The organism is Propionicimonas sp. T2.31MG-18 (genome assembly GCF_964266745.1).
Lineage (GTDB): Bacteria > Actinomycetota > Actinomycetes > Propionibacteriales > Propionibacteriaceae > Propionicimonas.
This window is the reverse complement of record NZ_CAXWGX010000001.1, coordinates 129739-144311: the sequence shown is the minus strand read 5'-3', so window position 1 is coordinate 144311 and position 14573 is coordinate 129739. Positions and strand designations below refer to the sequence as shown.

The 14573-nt window shown below is 72.5% G+C and carries 16 protein-coding genes; 6 read left to right on the top strand and 10 right to left on the bottom strand.

Features of this window, described 5'->3' with window-relative positions:
* Positions 1–56 precede the first annotated feature (56 nt).
* The 3 genes from groES (at position 57) to ACFQQJ_RS00625 (ending at position 2761) form a co-directional block, all read left to right on the top strand.
* Positions 57–353 carry a co-chaperone GroES gene (gene groES / locus ACFQQJ_RS00635; RefSeq protein ID WP_377103126.1) on the top strand — a complete coding sequence of 99 codons (297 nt, stop codon included), beginning with the start codon at positions 57–59 and terminating at the stop codon, positions 351–353.
* Positions 354–364: 11 nt separating this feature from the next.
* Complete coding sequence (gene groL, locus ACFQQJ_RS00630) at positions 365–1969, top strand: chaperonin GroEL (RefSeq protein ID WP_377103125.1); 1605 nt, start codon at positions 365–367, stop codon at positions 1967–1969.
* A 204-nt stretch (positions 1970–2173) separates the two neighbouring features.
* A complete protein-coding gene (locus ACFQQJ_RS00625) occupies positions 2174–2761 on the top strand; it encodes a calcium-binding protein (protein WP_377103124.1) in 588 nt (195 codons plus the stop codon).
* A gap of 17 nt (positions 2762–2778) precedes the next feature.
* Here the strand turns inward: ACFQQJ_RS00625 and ACFQQJ_RS00620 are convergent, their stop codons facing one another.
* The gene (locus tag ACFQQJ_RS00620; RefSeq protein ID WP_377103123.1) at positions 2779–3111 is read right to left on the bottom strand and encodes a DUF3054 domain-containing protein; all 333 of its coding nucleotides are present in this window, start codon (positions 3109–3111) and stop codon (positions 2779–2781) included.
* 92 nt (positions 3112–3203) lie between these two features.
* Here ACFQQJ_RS00620 and ACFQQJ_RS00615 point away from each other — a divergent pair, with 92 nt between their 5' ends.
* Positions 3204–4169, top strand: coding sequence for an ABC transporter ATP-binding protein (locus tag ACFQQJ_RS00615; RefSeq protein WP_377103122.1), 966 nt, complete (start codon positions 3204–3206; stop codon positions 4167–4169).
* Entirely contained in the window at positions 4166–5389 is a 1224-nt protein-coding gene (locus ACFQQJ_RS00610; protein WP_377103121.1) for an ABC transporter permease, read from the top strand. The genes ACFQQJ_RS00615 and ACFQQJ_RS00610 overlap by 4 nt, the downstream gene beginning before the upstream one ends.
* Here the strand turns inward: ACFQQJ_RS00610 and ACFQQJ_RS00605 are convergent.
* The 6 genes from ACFQQJ_RS00605 to mptB form a co-directional block, all read right to left on the bottom strand.
* On the bottom strand, positions 5386–6075 hold the full coding sequence (locus ACFQQJ_RS00605; RefSeq protein ID WP_377103120.1) for a response regulator: 690 nt from the start codon (positions 6073–6075) through the stop codon (positions 5386–5388). The two genes, ACFQQJ_RS00610 and ACFQQJ_RS00605, sit on opposite strands and share 4 nt — an antisense overlap.
* Positions 6068–6889, bottom strand: coding sequence for a sensor histidine kinase (locus ACFQQJ_RS00600; RefSeq protein WP_377103119.1), 822 nt, complete (start codon positions 6887–6889; stop codon positions 6068–6070). The genes ACFQQJ_RS00605 and ACFQQJ_RS00600 overlap by 8 nt, the downstream gene beginning before the upstream one ends.
* A 10-nt stretch (positions 6890–6899) precedes the next feature.
* Positions 6900–8006 (bottom strand): GuaB3 family IMP dehydrogenase-related protein, encoded by a 1107-nt coding sequence (locus ACFQQJ_RS00595; protein WP_377103118.1) that lies wholly within the window; start codon positions 8004–8006, stop codon positions 6900–6902.
* Positions 8007–8024: 18 nt separating this feature from the next.
* Positions 8025–9545 (bottom strand): IMP dehydrogenase, encoded by a 1521-nt coding sequence (guaB, locus tag ACFQQJ_RS00590; protein ID WP_377103117.1) that lies wholly within the window; start codon positions 9543–9545, stop codon positions 8025–8027.
* 133 nt (positions 9546–9678) lie between these two features.
* Complete coding sequence (locus ACFQQJ_RS00585) at positions 9679–10557, bottom strand: TIGR01777 family oxidoreductase (RefSeq protein ID WP_377103116.1); 879 nt, start codon at positions 10555–10557, stop codon at positions 9679–9681.
* A gap of 40 nt (positions 10558–10597) precedes the next feature.
* Positions 10598–11959, bottom strand: coding sequence for a polyprenol phosphomannose-dependent alpha 1,6 mannosyltransferase MptB (mptB, locus tag ACFQQJ_RS00580; protein ID WP_377103115.1), 1362 nt, complete (start codon positions 11957–11959; stop codon positions 10598–10600).
* 108 nt (positions 11960–12067) lie between these two features.
* Here mptB and ACFQQJ_RS00575 point away from each other — a divergent pair, with 108 nt between their 5' ends.
* The gene (locus ACFQQJ_RS00575; RefSeq protein ID WP_377103114.1) at positions 12068–13408 is read left to right on the top strand and encodes an MATE family efflux transporter; all 1341 of its coding nucleotides are present in this window, start codon (positions 12068–12070) and stop codon (positions 13406–13408) included.
* 10 nt (positions 13409–13418) lie between these two features.
* On the opposite strand, the gene ACFQQJ_RS00570 is transcribed toward ACFQQJ_RS00575, so the two are convergent.
* The 3 genes from ACFQQJ_RS00570 to epsC are packed head-to-tail and all read right to left on the bottom strand — an operon-like array spanning position 13419 to position 14517.
* On the bottom strand, positions 13419–13703 hold the full coding sequence (locus ACFQQJ_RS00570; RefSeq protein WP_377103113.1) for a chorismate mutase: 285 nt from the start codon (positions 13701–13703) through the stop codon (positions 13419–13421).
* Between the two features lie 9 nt (positions 13704–13712).
* The gene (locus ACFQQJ_RS00565) at positions 13713–14003 is read right to left on the bottom strand and encodes a hypothetical protein (RefSeq protein ID WP_377103112.1); all 291 of its coding nucleotides are present in this window, start codon (positions 14001–14003) and stop codon (positions 13713–13715) included.
* Between the two features lie 19 nt (positions 14004–14022).
* The gene (epsC, locus tag ACFQQJ_RS00560) at positions 14023–14517 is read right to left on the bottom strand and encodes a serine O-acetyltransferase EpsC (RefSeq protein WP_377103924.1); all 495 of its coding nucleotides are present in this window, start codon (positions 14515–14517) and stop codon (positions 14023–14025) included.
* Between the last annotated feature and the right edge of the window lie 56 nt (positions 14518–14573).

Here is a 14573-nt window from a genome sequence, read left to right as displayed (position 1 = left end):
CCCTCCACCTTGACCATCACAAGGGCAGCAGCCCTGCAGAACGAAAGGGTTTTGACGTGGCAGTCACGATCAAGCCGCTCGAGGACCGCATCCTCGTCCAGCCGCTGGAGGCTGAGCAGACCACCGCTTCCGGGCTGGTCATCCCCGACACCGCCAAGGAGAAGCCGCAGGAGGGCAAGGTCCTCGCCACCGGCCCCGGTCGCATCGACGACAACGGCAACCGCATCCCGCTCGACGTCGCGGAGGGTGACGTGGTCATCTTCAGCAAGTACGGCGGCACCGAGGTGAAGTACGACGGCCAGGAGTACCTGCTCCTGAACGCCCGCGACATCCTCGCCATCGTCACCAAGTAAGGAACGTGTAGATGCCCAAGATCCTTCAGTTTGACGAGGAGGCACGGCGCTCGCTCGAGCGCGGCGTCGACATCCTCGCCAACACCGTGAAGGTGACGCTCGGCCCCAAGGGCCGGTACGTCGTCCTCGACAAGAAGTGGGGTGCGCCGACCATCACCAACGACGGCGTGACCGTCGCGAAGGAGGTCGAGCTCTCCGACCCGTTCGAGAACCTCGGCGCGCAGCTCGCCAAGGAGGTCGCCACCAAGACCAACGACGTGGCCGGTGACGGCACCACCACCGCCACCGTCCTCGCCCAGGCGCTCGTCCACGAGGGCCTGCGGGCGGTCGCGTCCGGCGCCAACCCGATCGCGCTCAAGCGCGGGATCGACGCCGCCGTCGTGGCGGTCGAGGACGAGCTGCGCCGGCTCGCCCGCGATGTCGAGACCACCGACGACATGGCCCACGTCGCCACCATCTCCGCCCGTGACGAGCAGATCGGCGCCCTGATCGCCGACGCGTTCGACAAGGTCGGCAAGGACGGCGTGATCACCGTCGACGAGTCGAACACCTTCGGCACCGAGCTCGAGTTCACCGAGGGCATGCAGTTCGACAAGGGCTACCTCTCCCCGTACTTCGTGAGCGATCCGGAGCGCATGGAGGCCGTCCTCGAGGATCCCTACATCCTGATCAACCAGGGCAAGATCTCCTCGATGAACGACCTGCTGCCCGTGCTGGAGAAGGTCATCGGCGCCGGCGGCACCCTGTTCATCGTTGCCGAGGACGTGGACGGCGAGGCGCTGTCCACCCTCGTGGTCAACAAGATCAAGGGCACCTTCACCTCGGTCGCGGTCAAGGCCCCGGCCTTCGGTGACCGTCGCAAGGCCATGCTGGAGGACATCGCGATCCTCACCGGCGGCAAGGTCGTGGCTCCCGAGGTCGGGCTGAAGCTCGACCAGGTCGGCCTGGACGTGCTCGGCCGCGCCCGTCGCATCGTGGTGACGAAGGACAACACCACGATCGTCGAGGGTGCCGGGCACGCGGCGGAGGTCACCGGTCGCGTCGCGCAGCTGCGCGCCGAGATCGAGCGCACCGACTCCGACTGGGACCGCGAGAAGCTCCAGGAGCGGGTGGCCAAGCTGGCCGGCGGCGTCTGCGTGATCAAGGTCGGCGCCGCCACCGAGGTGGAGCTGAAGGAGACCAAGCACCGCATCGAGGACGCGGTTTCCGCGACCCGCGCGGCCATCGAGGAGGGCATCGTCGCCGGTGGCGGCTCCGCCCTCGTCCACGCCTCGCGCGTGCTGGCCGACGGCCTCGGGCTGACCGGTGACGAGAAGGCCGGCGTCTCGATCGTCGCCAAGGCGGTCGGCGAGCCGCTGCGGTGGATCGCAGAGAACGGCGGCGAGCCGGGCCTGGTGATCGTGCACAAGGTGGCCGAGATGGAGCCGGGCAGCGGCTACAACGCGGCGACCGGCGAGTACGGCGACCTCGTCGCCCAGGGCGTCATCGACCCGGTCAAGGTGACGCGCTCCGCGCTGGCGAACGCCGCGTCGATCGCGTCGCTGCTGCTCACCACCGAGACCTCGGTGGTCGAGAAGCCGGCCGAGGAGGACGACGACCACGGTCACAGCCACTGAGCTGACACCCGAAGGCCCCCACCCGATCGGGTGGGGGCCTTCGTGCACCCGGACGGGGGAGGCCCTGCACCCTCCCACCGCGAGGAAGCTGGACGTTTGCTGGAGGCGACTGGCGGTTTGCTGCCGAGGCCGACGGATCGCTGGCCGGGGCCGCCCGGCCGTTGCGACGATGGCAGCGCAGGTCCCCACGACAAGGAGCACGACATGAACAGGACCCTCCGTACCGGGCTGGCCACCCTGGCCTCGCTCGGCGCCGGCCTCGGCCTGGCGCTGGTGAACAGCCCGGCGGCCTCCGCGGACGAGACGCCCGCGCCCACCCCGGTGTACCGGTGCGACGGCGTCGTCGCGACGATCGTCGGCACCGACGGCGCCGACACCCTCACCGGCACGCCCGCACGGGACGTGATCGTCGGCCTCGGCGGCAACGACACCATCACCGGCATGGGTGGCGACGACCTGATCTGCGCGGGGGCGGGCGACGACGTCGTCACCACCGGTGCCGGCTCCGACCGCGTCTTCGGCGGCTCCGGCCGTGACGTGATCCGGGGCGGCGAGGGACGCGACAAGCTCTTCGGCGGCTCCGGCAACGACCACCTCGTCGGCGGTGCCGGGCGCGACCGGATCTTCGGCGAGTCCGGCCGGGACCTGATCGAGGGCGGCGCGAACCTCGACCGGCTGTTCGGCGGCAGTGGCGGGGACATCGTCCGCCAGACCGCGGCCTCTGCCACCGTCCGGGCGGCCTGGTACGCGGCGTTCGGGCCGGTGCCGGTCACCCCGCCGACGGCCGGCTGACGCCTGGCGGCGGACCGCTACAGCACGGCACGCAACAGGGCGCGCCAGCCGATCAGGAACAGCGCGAGGACGGCCGCGGTCACCAGCACGAAGGTGGGCTCGGCCGTTCCGCCGCTGACGAGGCGGAGCACCACCCCGCCGATCGTGGTGATCAGCCACACGGTGATGCCCTGCACCCACCACGCGCCACGTCGCCAGCTCGCCACGAGCGAGCCGACCGTGGTGGCCATCACGAAGGGCCATGCTGTCGCCCCCAGCTGCGAGAGGTCCTCACCGTGGCTCAACCGCCCGATGGCGGTGAACACGAACACCAGCACGATGTCGTAGGTGAGCGCGCGCAGGATCCGCATGCGCCGACCTTAGCGAGAATCGTCCGCAAGGAGGATCCGATCCGCCGCGGAGGATGACGTGCCGCCGGGGCTGGGGGCCCTACCGTGGCACCATGAGCGAGACCCCTCCCGCCGTCGCCGGCCTCCCGGCGTCCCCCGGCGAACCCCCGGTGCCGGGGATCGAGGCCATCGGGCTGAAGCGAGCGTTCGGTCCGGTGAAGGCGGTGGACGGGATGACCTTCACCGCCCCCGCCGGTGCGGTGACGGCACTGATCGGCCCCAACGGCTCGGGGAAGACGACCCTCCTGCTGCTGCTCTCCGGGCTGCTGCGTGCCGATGCCGGACGGGCCAACGTCGCGGGCTACGACCTCACCACGAACAACCTGGACGCCCGGGCACGGATCGGCTGGATGCCCGACGTCTTCGGCACCTGGGACGCGCTGACCTGCACCGAGATCCTGCGCACCTTCGCCCACGCCTACGGCCTCGACCGGAGAACCAGTGGCGACCGCGTGGCAGCCATCCTCGCGAGGGTGCACCTGTCCGAGTTCGCCGAGCGCCCGGCCCGCGTGCTCAGCCGCGGCCAGAAGCAGCGGCTGGGGCTGGCCAGGGCGCTCGTGCACGACCCCGAGGTGCTGCTGCTGGACGAGCCGGCCTCCGGCCTCGACCCTCGCTCCCGGATCGAGCTCAGGGACCTGCTGCGTGGGCTGGCCGCCGACGGCAAGACCGTCCTGGTCTCCTCGCACGTGCTCTCCGAGCTGGAGGAGGTGTACGACCACGCGGTCTTCGTCTCCCGAGGACGGACGGTGGACACCGCGGGCCCCGCTGCCGAGCCGGTCAAGCGCGGCTGGCGCCTGGACGCCCTCGACCCGGTCGGGCTGCGGACGTTCCTGGACAACGCCGGCATCCCCTGGTCCGGGCAGGCCGGGGGCGACGTGGTCGTCCAGCTCGGCGGGTACGAGTCGGCCCGCGAGCTGATCCGCGCGGCCGTTGCCGCCGACGTCCCGCTGCACACGGTGAGCCCGGTGTCCGGACGCCTCGAGGAGACCTACCTGTCGCTGGACGAGGAGCGGATATGACCAGCTGGACCCTGAGCTGGAACGGGCTGCGCACCGTCGTCGAGCTCGAACTGAAGCAACGCGTGCGGTCGCGGCGCTGGATCTGGGCGCTCGTGGGCTGGTTCGTCGTGATCGGACTCATCTCCTGGCTGATCGTCGCGGCGACCGACCAGGTGCGCGGTGGGGGAGCGAGCGACTACTCCGCCGGGGCGATGGCCTTCGGCATGATCACCTACTTCGTGCTCGGCATGGGCCTGGTGATCGCGCCGGCGTTCACCGCCACGTCCATCAACGGCGACCGCAGCGCCGGCACGCTGGCCACCCTCCAGGCCACGCGGCTGAGCGCGCTCGAACTGGCCACCGGCAAGCTCGTCGCCGCCTGGCTGGCGGCGGCGGTCTTCCTGGTCGTGGCGCTGCCGTTCATCGCCTGGTCGATGCTGCTGGGCAACATCTCGTTCTGGCAGGTGCTGGTCACCTTCGCCGTCGTCTTCGCCGAGGTCGCCGTGGTCTGCGCGATCGGCCTGGGCTGGTCGGCGCTGGTGTCACGTCCGGCCGGGTCGACGTTCCTCACCTACTTCAGCGTGGTGGTGCTCACCGCGATCACGGTGATCGTGGTCGGCATGCTCGCGCTGCTGGTGACGCGGCCCGAGCCGGTGCGGGTGTGGGGCCTCAACCCTGCCGACGACGCCGCCTACCAGCTCGAGGTCGAGCGGTACTGGCAGGAGCACCCCGAGGGCGGGGACGAGCCGCCACCCCCGGTGACCAAGTGCACCTGGTACGACGACACCGAGTCGGTGAGCCACCTCGACCAGATCTGGTGGATCCTCGCCGCGAACCCGTTCGTCGTGGTCGCGGACGCAGCCCCGCTGCCCCCGGGCAGCGCGGCGAACCTGTCCGACTACCGCCAGCTGAACTCCGACCCGCTGGCCCTGCTGCGGTGGGGCGTGCGCCGGATGGCGATCCCGCCCGCCCTGGAACGGGACCGCTGCACCCCGCTGTACGACTCGCTGCCCGGCTACACCGTCGAGTGGGACAACGGCGGCACCCCGCGCGTCTACACCTCCGGGGGGACGCTGGTGAACGTGTCCCCGGTGCAGGTGCAGCCGGTCAACGTGGAGAACCCGATCTGGCCGTGGGGGCTCGGTGCGAACGTGCTCCTCGGGGCGGTGTTCTTCTGGGTAGCGGTGCGCCGGCTCTCCGTGCCGTACGGCACGCTGCCCAGCGGGACGCGGGTGGCCTAGGCTCCGCCGCGCGCCAGGCCCGACTCGTAGGCGACCACCACGGCCTGCACCCGGTCGCGGACGCCGAGCTTGGCCAGCACCCGCCGTACGTGGGTCTTCACGGTCGTCTCGGACAGGTAGAGGCTGGAGGAGATCTCCGCGTTCGACAGTCCGCGGGCGATCAGTTCGAGCACCTCCCGCTCGCGGTCGGTGAGCGTGGCCAGGCGCGGGTCCACCGGGTCCGGCCCCGGCGCGGACGGGTTGGCGGCGACGTGGGCGAGCAGGCGTCGGGTGGCCGACGGCGCGATCACCGCGTCGCCGGTGTGGACGGTCCGGATGGCGGCCAGCAGGTCGGCCGGCGGCGCGTTCTTCAGCAGGAACCCGGAGGCCCCCGCCGAGATCGCCGACAGCAGGTACTCGTCGAGGTCGTAGGTGGTCAGCATCACCAGCCGGGGCGGGGACGCGGCGCCGCCGGCGTCCGCGGCCTCGAGGATCCGCCGCGTCGCCTCCAGCCCGTCCATCCCGGGCATCCGCACGTCCATCAGCACGATGTCGCACGGCGTGGCCGCGACCAGCGCGATCGCCTCGGCGCCGCTGCCGGCCTGGCCGGCCACCGTCATGTCCGGCTGGGCGTCGATCACCATGGCCAGCCCGGCCCGGACGAGCTGCTGGTCGTCGACCAGGACGACGCGGATCTGCTCAGGCATCGATCGCCACCTCCTCGGGGACGGCCACCAGGGGGATCCGGGCCCGCACCCGGAAGCCGTCCTCGCCGGGTCCGGCCTCCAGCGTGCCGCCGACGAGCTCGACCCGCTCGCGCATCCCGATGAGGCCGAGGCCGAGGCCGTCCAGCGGCTCCTCGGTGCCCGGCTCCGGAGGCGTGGCGCCCCGGCCGCCGCGGTCGGTCACGGTGAGGGTGACCTCGTCGTCGGTCCAGCTGACGGCCACGATCACCTGTGCGCCGTCGCCGGCGTGCTTCATCACGTTGGTGAGCGCCTCCTGGCACACGCGGTACAGCGCCAGCCGGGAGCCGGACGGCAGAGCGCTCGGCTCGCCCACCCTGATCAGCGACACCTGGAGCCCGGCCTGCCGCGCCTGCTCGACGAGCTCGTCCAGCGGTGCCTGGTCCGGCACCGGCGACAGTTCCGGGCCGGAGCCGCCGCGGAGCATGCCGAGGATGCGGCGGGTGTCGGCTAGGGCGGCGCGTCCGGTCTCTGCGATGGTCAGGAAGGCGCGGCGTGACGCCGCGTCGTCTGCGACGACGTAGCTGCCGCCGTCGGCCTGGGCGATCATGATCGCCAGCGAGTGGGCGAGGACGTCGTGCATCTCGCGGACGATCCGGATGCGCTCGGCCGAGACCGCCAGTTCCGCGGCGTGCTGCTGGGCGTGCAGGGCACGGACGCGCGCCGCGCGCGCCTGGGACAGCTCCCGGCGGGAACGGCGGTGGGCCAGGGTGAGGCCCGCGGCGACGGACGCCAGCACCGCGGCGACGGCCGCGAGGCAGAGTTCGAGCGGGTTCACCCGGGCTTCCTCAGGAGTGGACGACGACCTCGACCCGCTGGAACTCCTTCACGTCGGAGTACCCGGTGGTCGCCAGGGCGCGGCGCAGCGCGCCGACGAGGTTCATCGTGCCGTCGGCGATGTGGGACGGCCCGAGGAGGATCTCCTCCAGCGTCCCGATGGCGCCGAACTTCACCCGCTCGCCGCGCGGCAGCGTGGCGTGCCAGGCCTCCGGGCCCCAGTGGTAGCCGTGGCCGGGGGCCTCGGTGGCCCGCGCGAGCGGGGAACCGACCATCACCGCGTCCGCCCCGCAGGCGATCGCCTTTGCGATGTCGCCGGAACGGCCGAGCGCGCCGTCGGCGATCACGTGCACGTACCGGCCGCCGGACTCGTCCAGGTAGTCGCGCCGCGCCTCGGCCACGTCCGCCAGCGCCGAGGCCATCGGCACCTCGACGCCCAGCACGTTGCGGGTGCGCTTGGTCGCACCGCCGCCGAAGCCGACGAGCACGCCGGCCGCGCCGGTGCGCATCAGGTGCAGCGAGGACTGGTAGGTGGCGCAGCCGCCGACGATCACCGGTACGTCGAGCTCGTAGATGAACTTCTTGAGGTTCAGCGGCTCGGCGACCGCGGAGACGTGCTCGGCCGACACGGTCGTGCCGCGGATCACGAAGAAGTCCACGCCCGCCTTCTCCACGACGCCGGCGAACTCCGCGCAGGTCTGCGGCGAGAGGGAGCCGGCCACCGGCACCCCGGCCTCGCGGATCTGGTGCATGCGCTCGCTGATCAGCTCGGCCTTGATCGGCTCCGCGTACACCTCCTGCATGCGCCGGGTGGCCGCGACCGGGTCGTCGATCGAGGCGAGCTGCTCCAGCAGGGGCTCCGGGTCCGCGTAGCGCGTCCACAGCCCTTCGAGGTTCAGCACGCCGAGGCCGCCCAGCCGGCCCATCGCGATCGCGGTGGCCGGGGACATCACGGAGTCCATCGGCGCGGCGACGATCGGGAAGTCGAAGGTGAGCGCGTCGATCCTCCAGGCCAGGTGCACCTCCTCGATGCCACGGGTGCGCCGCGTGGGCACGATGGCGATGTCGTCGAACCCGTACACGGGCAGGGCGCGCTTGGAGCGGCCGATCTCGATCATGGTGGTGAGCTCCCTTGCTCAGGACTTGGAGGAGTAGTTGGGTGCCTCGATCGTCATCTGGATGTCGTGGGGGTGCGACTCGCGGAGGCCGGCAGAGGTGATGCGGACGAAGCGTCCCTTCGCCTGGAGCTCGTCGATCGTGGTGGCGCCGGTGTAGAACATCGACTGCCGCAGGCCGCCGATCAGCTGGTAGGCCACCGCGGACAGCGGCCCGCGGAACGCCACCTGGCCCTCGATGCCCTCGGGGATGAGCTTGTCGTCGCTGCTGACGTCGCTCTGGAAGTAGCGGTCGCGCGAGTAGGACGTCGTGCGACCGCGGGCGGCCATGGCCCCCAGCGACCCCATGCCGCGGTACGACTTGTACTGCTTGCCGTTGATGAAGACCAGCTCGCCGGGGCTCTCCTCGCAGCCGGCCAGCAACGAGCCCAGCATGACCGCGTTCGCGCCCGCGACGAGGGCCTTCGCGATGTCGCCGGAGTACTGGAGGCCGCCGTCGCCGATCACGGGCACTCCGGCGGGACGGCACGCCTGGGCGGCGTCCCAGATGGCGGTGACCTGGGGGACGCCGACGCCGGCCACCACGCGGGTCGTGCAGATCGAGCCGGGGCCCACACCCACCTTCACGCCGTCCGCACCGGCATCGACCAGGGCCTTGGCTCCGGCGTAGGTGGCGACGTTGCCGCCGATGATGTCGACCTCGGCCGCCGCCGGCTCGGACTTCAGCCGGGCGATCATCTCCAGCACGCCGCGGGAGTGGCCGTGCGCGGTGTCGACGACGATCGCGTCCACGCCGGCGTCGACCAGCATCATCGCGCGCTCCCAGGCGTCGCCGAAGAAGCCGATCCCGGCGCCCACGCGGAGCCGGCCCTGCGGATCCTTGCTGGCCAGCGGGTACTTGTCGGACTTCACGAAGTCCTTCAGGGTGATCAGGCCGCGCAGCCGTCCGTCGGGGTCGACCAGCGGCAGCTTCTCGATCTTGTGCTTCGCCAGCAGGCGCAGGGCCTCGTCCGACCGGATCCCGGGCCAGCCGGTGACCAGCGGCATCGGGGTCATCACCTCGCCGACGGGCCGGTTCGGGTCGTCCTCGAACCGCATGTCGCGGTTGGTGACGATGCCCAGCAGCTTCATGTCGGAGTCGACGACGGGGACGCCGGAGATCCGGAACTGGCCGCACATCTCGTCCACCTCGCCGATGGTGGCGTCCAGGGTGGTGGTGATCGGCTGGTCGATCATGCCGGCCTCGGAGCGCTTCACCCGGTCGACCTGGCCGGCCTGGTCCTCGGCGGACATGTTGCGGTGCAGGATGCCCATGCCGCCCTCGCGGGCCATGGCGATCGCCATCCGCGACTCGGTGACGGTGTCCATCGCGGAACTCAGCAGCGGGATGCGCAACTGGATGCGCTTGCTCACCCAGGTCGTCGTGTCCGCCGCGGAGGGGATCACGTCGCTCTCGTTGGGCTGGAGGAGCACGTCGTCGAAGGTGAGACCAAGGGCGGCGAAGGGCTCCGGAACGCCGGATGGGGAGAGCGGACTCGACACAGGGCACCTATCTTTCGGCGGACCGGCGGGCGGCAGGGTCCGGGTGGGACAGAGTGGTCAGTGTATCGCCGGAGGGGGAGGCTCCCGGCCGGGACCAGACCGCGGGTGCGGGCGGCGGGGCCGGCGCCCCGGCTCACCCGAGAGCGGACAGCGCCTGGGCCAGCCGGGGGTGCTCGAAGGTGAAGCCGGCGGCCAGCAGGCGAGCCGGGTGCGCCCGCTGGCTGGCCAACAGGGCCTCGTTAACGAACTCGCGGCCGAACAGCAGTGACACCGCTGTCAGCGGGACGGGCAGCGGCGTCGGCCGGCGCAGGAGCCGGCCGTAGGCCCTGGTGAACTCGAGGTTGCTCACCGGGTTCGGGGAGGTGAGGTTCACCGGGCCGGTGAGGTCGGAGCCGAGCAGGAACCGGGTGGCGCGGACGTGGTCGGTGAGGCTGATCCAGGACAGGAACTGCCGCCCGTTGCCGATGCGCCCGCCCAGCCCGAGGGCGAACAGCGGGCGCTGGAGGCCCAGGAAGCCGCCGTCGTGGGACAGCACCTGCCCGGTGCGCAGCACGGCGGTGGGGACGGGGGAGTGGGCGGCCGCGGCCTCCCAGTCGCTGACCACCTCGGCGAGGAACCCGCGGCCGGCCGGCATGGTCTCGTCGACGATCTCGGTGCCGGTGTTGCCGTAGTAGCCGATCGCGGAGCCGTTCAGCAGGCGCTGGCAGCGTCCCTCGGGGGTGAGGCTGGTGACGATCGTGAGGGTGGACGTCACGCGCGAGCGCAGGATCTCCGCCTTGCGTTCCCGCGTCCACCGGGCGCCGGCGATGGGCGCACCGGCGAAGTTCACCACGGCGTCGACGTCCTCCAGGCCCGGGCCGGCGATCCGGCCCGCGTCGGGATCCCAGTGCCGCTGGTCGGAGGAGGTCACCCGGCCGCGCACCAGGCGCACCACCTCGTGGCCGTCCCGCACCAGCGCCCGCCCCAGGGCGGTGCCGATCAGTCCGGTACTGCCGCCGATCGCTACCCGCATGCGTCCGATCCTGCCACTGCCGGCCAACCCTTCGCCGGGATCAGTTCAGGCCGTGCCAGATCGCCGTCTGGATGGCGTTCCACACGCCGAAGGTGATGGCGAAGCCGAACACCCACCACCGTTGCCGCCGGGTGAGCGGGACGAGGCCGAGCAGGGCGAGGCTCCACGGCAGGTACCACGGGTGCAGCGCCTGGCCGAGGACGGCGATCACCAGCGACCCCCAGGCCACCAGGCTGAGCGGACGGTCGGCGAAGCGGACGCCGATCCAGGCGAGCACGGCCAGCAGCACCAGCGTCCCCACCCGGCCGGCGAGGATCAGGAAGCCGGTGTAGGAGCCCCCGGCGGACGACCACAGCAGCGCGCCGCCCTTGGCCAGCAGTGCCAGCGGCGCGGGGGTGTTCGCCAGGCCCATCAGGTCGAGCCACTCCACCCAGCCGAAGCCCAGGCCGGAGGCAAGGCTGACGGCGGCGAAGGACGCGAGGGCGACGAGGGTGGCGAAGACCGTGCGTCGTCCGAGCAGCCACAGCCGGCGCCCCAGCGGCAGGGCCGCGAGCGCCGCGGCGACCGGCAGCCCCGCGACGGCGACCACGGCCAGGCCGCCCTGCTGCTTGAACGCCATGGCCACCCCGACGAGCACCGGCCCGGCGAGGAACGCCGTCCACGGACCCGGGCGGCGGAGCACCACCCAGATCGCCGCGAGGGTGGTGGCCACCATCGGTGCGTCGTTGTGCGCCGCGCCGATGAAGTGCAGCACGAGCAGCGGGTTCAGGACGCCCAGCCACACCGCGCTGCGTCGGGGCATCCCGAGCAGGGACGCGATCCGGGGCACAAGGAAGAGCATCGCAGCCACCGCCAGCAGGGCCGGCACCCGCATGGCCACCACCGACCAGTACGGGTGTGCGCCGGTGGCGGCCACCACGAGCTGGTTGAGCCGCAGCGTCAGCGGGGGGTACGCGACGCCGCTGCCCGCCCACAGCGGGTCCACCTGGTGCGCGAACGGGCCGCCCGAGGTGGCCAGGCCGACGTCGTAGGGGTTTGCGCCGGTGGAGAGCGTCCAGCCGAGGTCGGCGTAGAGGACCGCGTCCGGGCTGAGCACGGGCGGCACGAGGAGCAGGGGCAGCGACCACAGCGCGAGAGTGGTGCCGGCGTGGACCGGCGCCCGGTCGCGGGTCGGGCGGACGTGCCACCACGCCCAGGTCAGGAGCACGGTCCCGGCGATGAGCACGACCCGGTTCCACGGCAGCGGCGCGGCCAGCCCGACGGCGTTGACGGCATCCGACGGCCAGCCGTCCGGGGCGAAGGCGAACTCGGGATGGCAGCTGCCCCACGCGACGAGAAGGGACCCCACGAGGCCGAGCCAGACCCCGCGTGAGCGCAGGGCCGCGGCCGGTCGGACGGTCATGGTGGCTCCTGCGCGAGGGATGGGACGCGCCACCAGTGTAGGGCGGGTGCCCCGTCCGCCCGCCGGTGGCCCGGGCCCGGGCTGCCGTCCACGCCCTACCGTGGGCGCGTGGACAAGGGTGATCGGCAGGCGCGCCAGATCCTCGCGCTCGCCGTGCCCGCCTTCCTGGCGCTGGTCGCCGAGCCGCTGTTCCTGCTGGCCGACACCGCCATCGTCGGGCACCTCGGCACGCCGCAGCTGGCCGGCCTCGGGGTGGCCGGCGCGATCCTGGTCACCGCCGCGGGGCTGTTCGTGTTCCTCGCCTACGGCACCACCTCGATCGTCGCGCGGCAGGTCGGTGCGGGGCACCAGCGGGCGGCGCTCGCCTCCGGGCTGGACGGGGTGTGGCTGGCGCTCCTCCTGGGCGTCCCGACCGCTGCCGGCGTCGCGCTCGCCGCCGAGCCGCTGTGCGCGGTGTTCGGGGCGTCGGCCGACGTGCTCGCGCACGCGGTCACCTACCTGCGCATCTCGTCGGCGGGCGTTCCCGGGATGCTCGTCGCGCTGGCCGCCACCGGTGCGCTGCGCGGTCTCCAGGACACCCGGACGCCGCTGGTCGCCTCCATCGGGGGGTTCGGCGGCAACGTGGTGCTCAACCTGTGGTTCGTCCTCGGCCTCGGGTGGGGGATCGCCGGCTCGGCCTGGGGGACGGTGGCCGCCCAGACCGCCATGGCCGCCGGGCTCGTGGTGGTCGTGGTGCGCCGCGCCGTGGGCCTGCGGGCGCCGCTGCGGCCCGAGCCCGGCCGCGTGCTGCGGGCCGCGGTCACCGGCGTCCCGCTCCTGGTACGGACGGTGGCGCTGCGCGCCATCCTCCTCGTCACCACCTGGGTGGCCGCGGGCCTGGGGGACGTCCCGCTGGCCGCGCACCAGGTGGCGAGCACCATCTGGACGTTCCAGGCGTTCGCGCTCGACGCGCTCGCCATCGCCGCCCAGGCGCTCACCGGCAAGGCCCTGGGAGCCGGTGACGTGGCCGGCGCCCGGTCGGCCACGTCCACGATGGTCCGCTGGGGTGGGTGGTCGGGCCTGGTGCTCGGCCTGCTCCTGGCGTCCCTGCACCGGGTGCTGCCGGTGCTGTTCACCACCGACCCCGCCGTCCGGGACGCCCTCGCCGTCGCGCTGCTGGTCGTCGGGGCGACCGGCTGGCTCTCCGGCCTGGTGTTCGTGGTGGACGGGGTGCTCATCGGCGCCGGCGACGGTCGCTGGCTTGCCGGGGCGATGGCGGCGACGTTCGCGCTCTACCTGCCGCTGGTGCTCCTGGTGCATGCGGGGACGGAACGCCTGGAGCCGCTCGGCGACCCGCTCGCCGTGGGCGTGCTGTGGGTCGTGTTCATGGCGTTCATGGCAATCCGCTGGGGCTTCCTCCGCCACCGCGTCCGCGGCGACGCCTGGCTGGTGACCGGCGCCGGCCGGTGAGGAGGGCGTGCTACTCGGCCGCGATCGCCTCGTGGTGGCGGACCACTTCCGCGACCACGAAGTTCAGCCACTTCTCGGCGAACTCCGGGTCGAGGTTGGCGCCGTGCGCCAGTTCGCGCAGCCGGGCGATCTGCTGCACCTCGCGCTCGGGGTCGGCGGCCGCCAGCCCGCGCTCGCGCTTGAGGAGGCCGACCCGCTGGGTGATCTTGAACCGCTCGGCGAGCAGGCAGATGATCGCCGCGTCGAGGTTGTCGATGGAGCCGCGGAGCCGCTCGAGTTCGGGGTCGCTCTGCACGCGTTCAGCCTAGCGGGGGCCGAGCACGCCCTGCGGCAGCAACCCGAGCCTCGCCAGCGCGTAGGACAGCGCGGCGCCGACGACGAGCCCGAGCCCCAGGCGCGCGATCGTCCGCGGTTGCCACGACGTCGCAGGGATGAACCAGAACGCTCCGGCCACCACGACGCCGGCCACGCCGGCGATGATCGCGTAGAGCGGTGCCACCAGCCCGGCGATGAGCCCGATCGCCAGCCCTGCCATGGTCAAGGTGGCGGCGGCACCGCCGACCGTGGTCTTCGGGTCGTAGGAGAGTGGGCTCATGGCAGCACTCTAGGACCGCTCAGGCGATGACGTCGCCCGGGATCGTGTTCGCGGGGATGCCGGTCACCACGGAGTTCGGCGGCACGTCCTTCACCACGAGGGCGTTGGCGCCGATCTTGGTGCCGTCGCCGATCGTGATCGGCCCGATGATCTTGGCGCCGGCCCCCAGCAGCACGTTGTTGCCGATCGTCGGATGGCGCTTGAACCTGCCCCGGCTGCGCCCGCCGAGGGTGACCTGGTGGTACATCAGCACGTCGTCGCCGATCTGCGCGGTCTCGCCGATCACGACGCCCATCCCGTGGTCGATGAAGAAGCGTCGCCCGATGACCGCGCCCGGGTGGATCTCGATGCCGGTGAGCCCCCTGGACCACTGCGAGAGCAGTCGGGCCAGGGGGCGCAGCGCCGGGGTGGTGGTCCACAGCCGGTGGCACAGCCGGTGGATCCACACTGCGTGGATCCCGGGGTAGGTCAGGGCGACCAGCACCTTCGAGGTGGCGGCCGGGTCCTCCCGCATCGCGGTGTCGAGGTCCTCCTGGATGCGCGCCCACGCGCGTCGGGGCAGGGTCAGGT

Bases quoted from the DNA above. Each gene is read 5' to 3' on its own strand.
- groL (WP_377103125.1), top strand. From the start codon at position 365: ATGCCCAAGATCCTTCAGTTTGACGAGGAGGCACGGCGCTCGCTCGAG.
- ACFQQJ_RS00625 (WP_377103124.1), top strand. From the start codon at position 2,174: ATGAACAGGACCCTCCGTACCGGGCTGGCCACCCTGGCCTCGCTCGGC.
- ACFQQJ_RS00620 (WP_377103123.1), bottom strand. From the start codon at position 3,111: ATGCGGATCCTGCGCGCGCTCACCTACGACATCGTGCTGGTGTTCGTG.
- ACFQQJ_RS00615 (WP_377103122.1), top strand. From the start codon at position 3,204: ATGAGCGAGACCCCTCCCGCCGTCGCCGGCCTCCCGGCGTCCCCCGGC.
- ACFQQJ_RS00610 (WP_377103121.1), top strand. From the start codon at position 4,166: ATGACCAGCTGGACCCTGAGCTGGAACGGGCTGCGCACCGTCGTCGAG.
- ACFQQJ_RS00605 (WP_377103120.1), bottom strand. From the start codon at position 6,075: ATGCCTGAGCAGATCCGCGTCGTCCTGGTCGACGACCAGCAGCTCGTC.
- ACFQQJ_RS00595 (WP_377103118.1), bottom strand. From the start codon at position 8,006: ATGATCGAGATCGGCCGCTCCAAGCGCGCCCTGCCCGTGTACGGGTTC.
- ACFQQJ_RS00585 (WP_377103116.1), bottom strand. From the start codon at position 10,557: ATGCGGGTAGCGATCGGCGGCAGTACCGGACTGATCGGCACCGCCCTG.
- mptB (WP_377103115.1), bottom strand. From the start codon at position 11,959: ATGACCGTCCGACCGGCCGCGGCCCTGCGCTCACGCGGGGTCTGGCTC.
- ACFQQJ_RS00565 (WP_377103112.1), bottom strand. From the start codon at position 14,003: ATGAGCCCACTCTCCTACGACCCGAAGACCACGGTCGGCGGTGCCGCC.
- epsC (WP_377103924.1), bottom strand. From the start codon at position 14,517: ATGCGGGAGGACCCGGCCGCCACCTCGAAGGTGCTGGTCGCCCTGACC.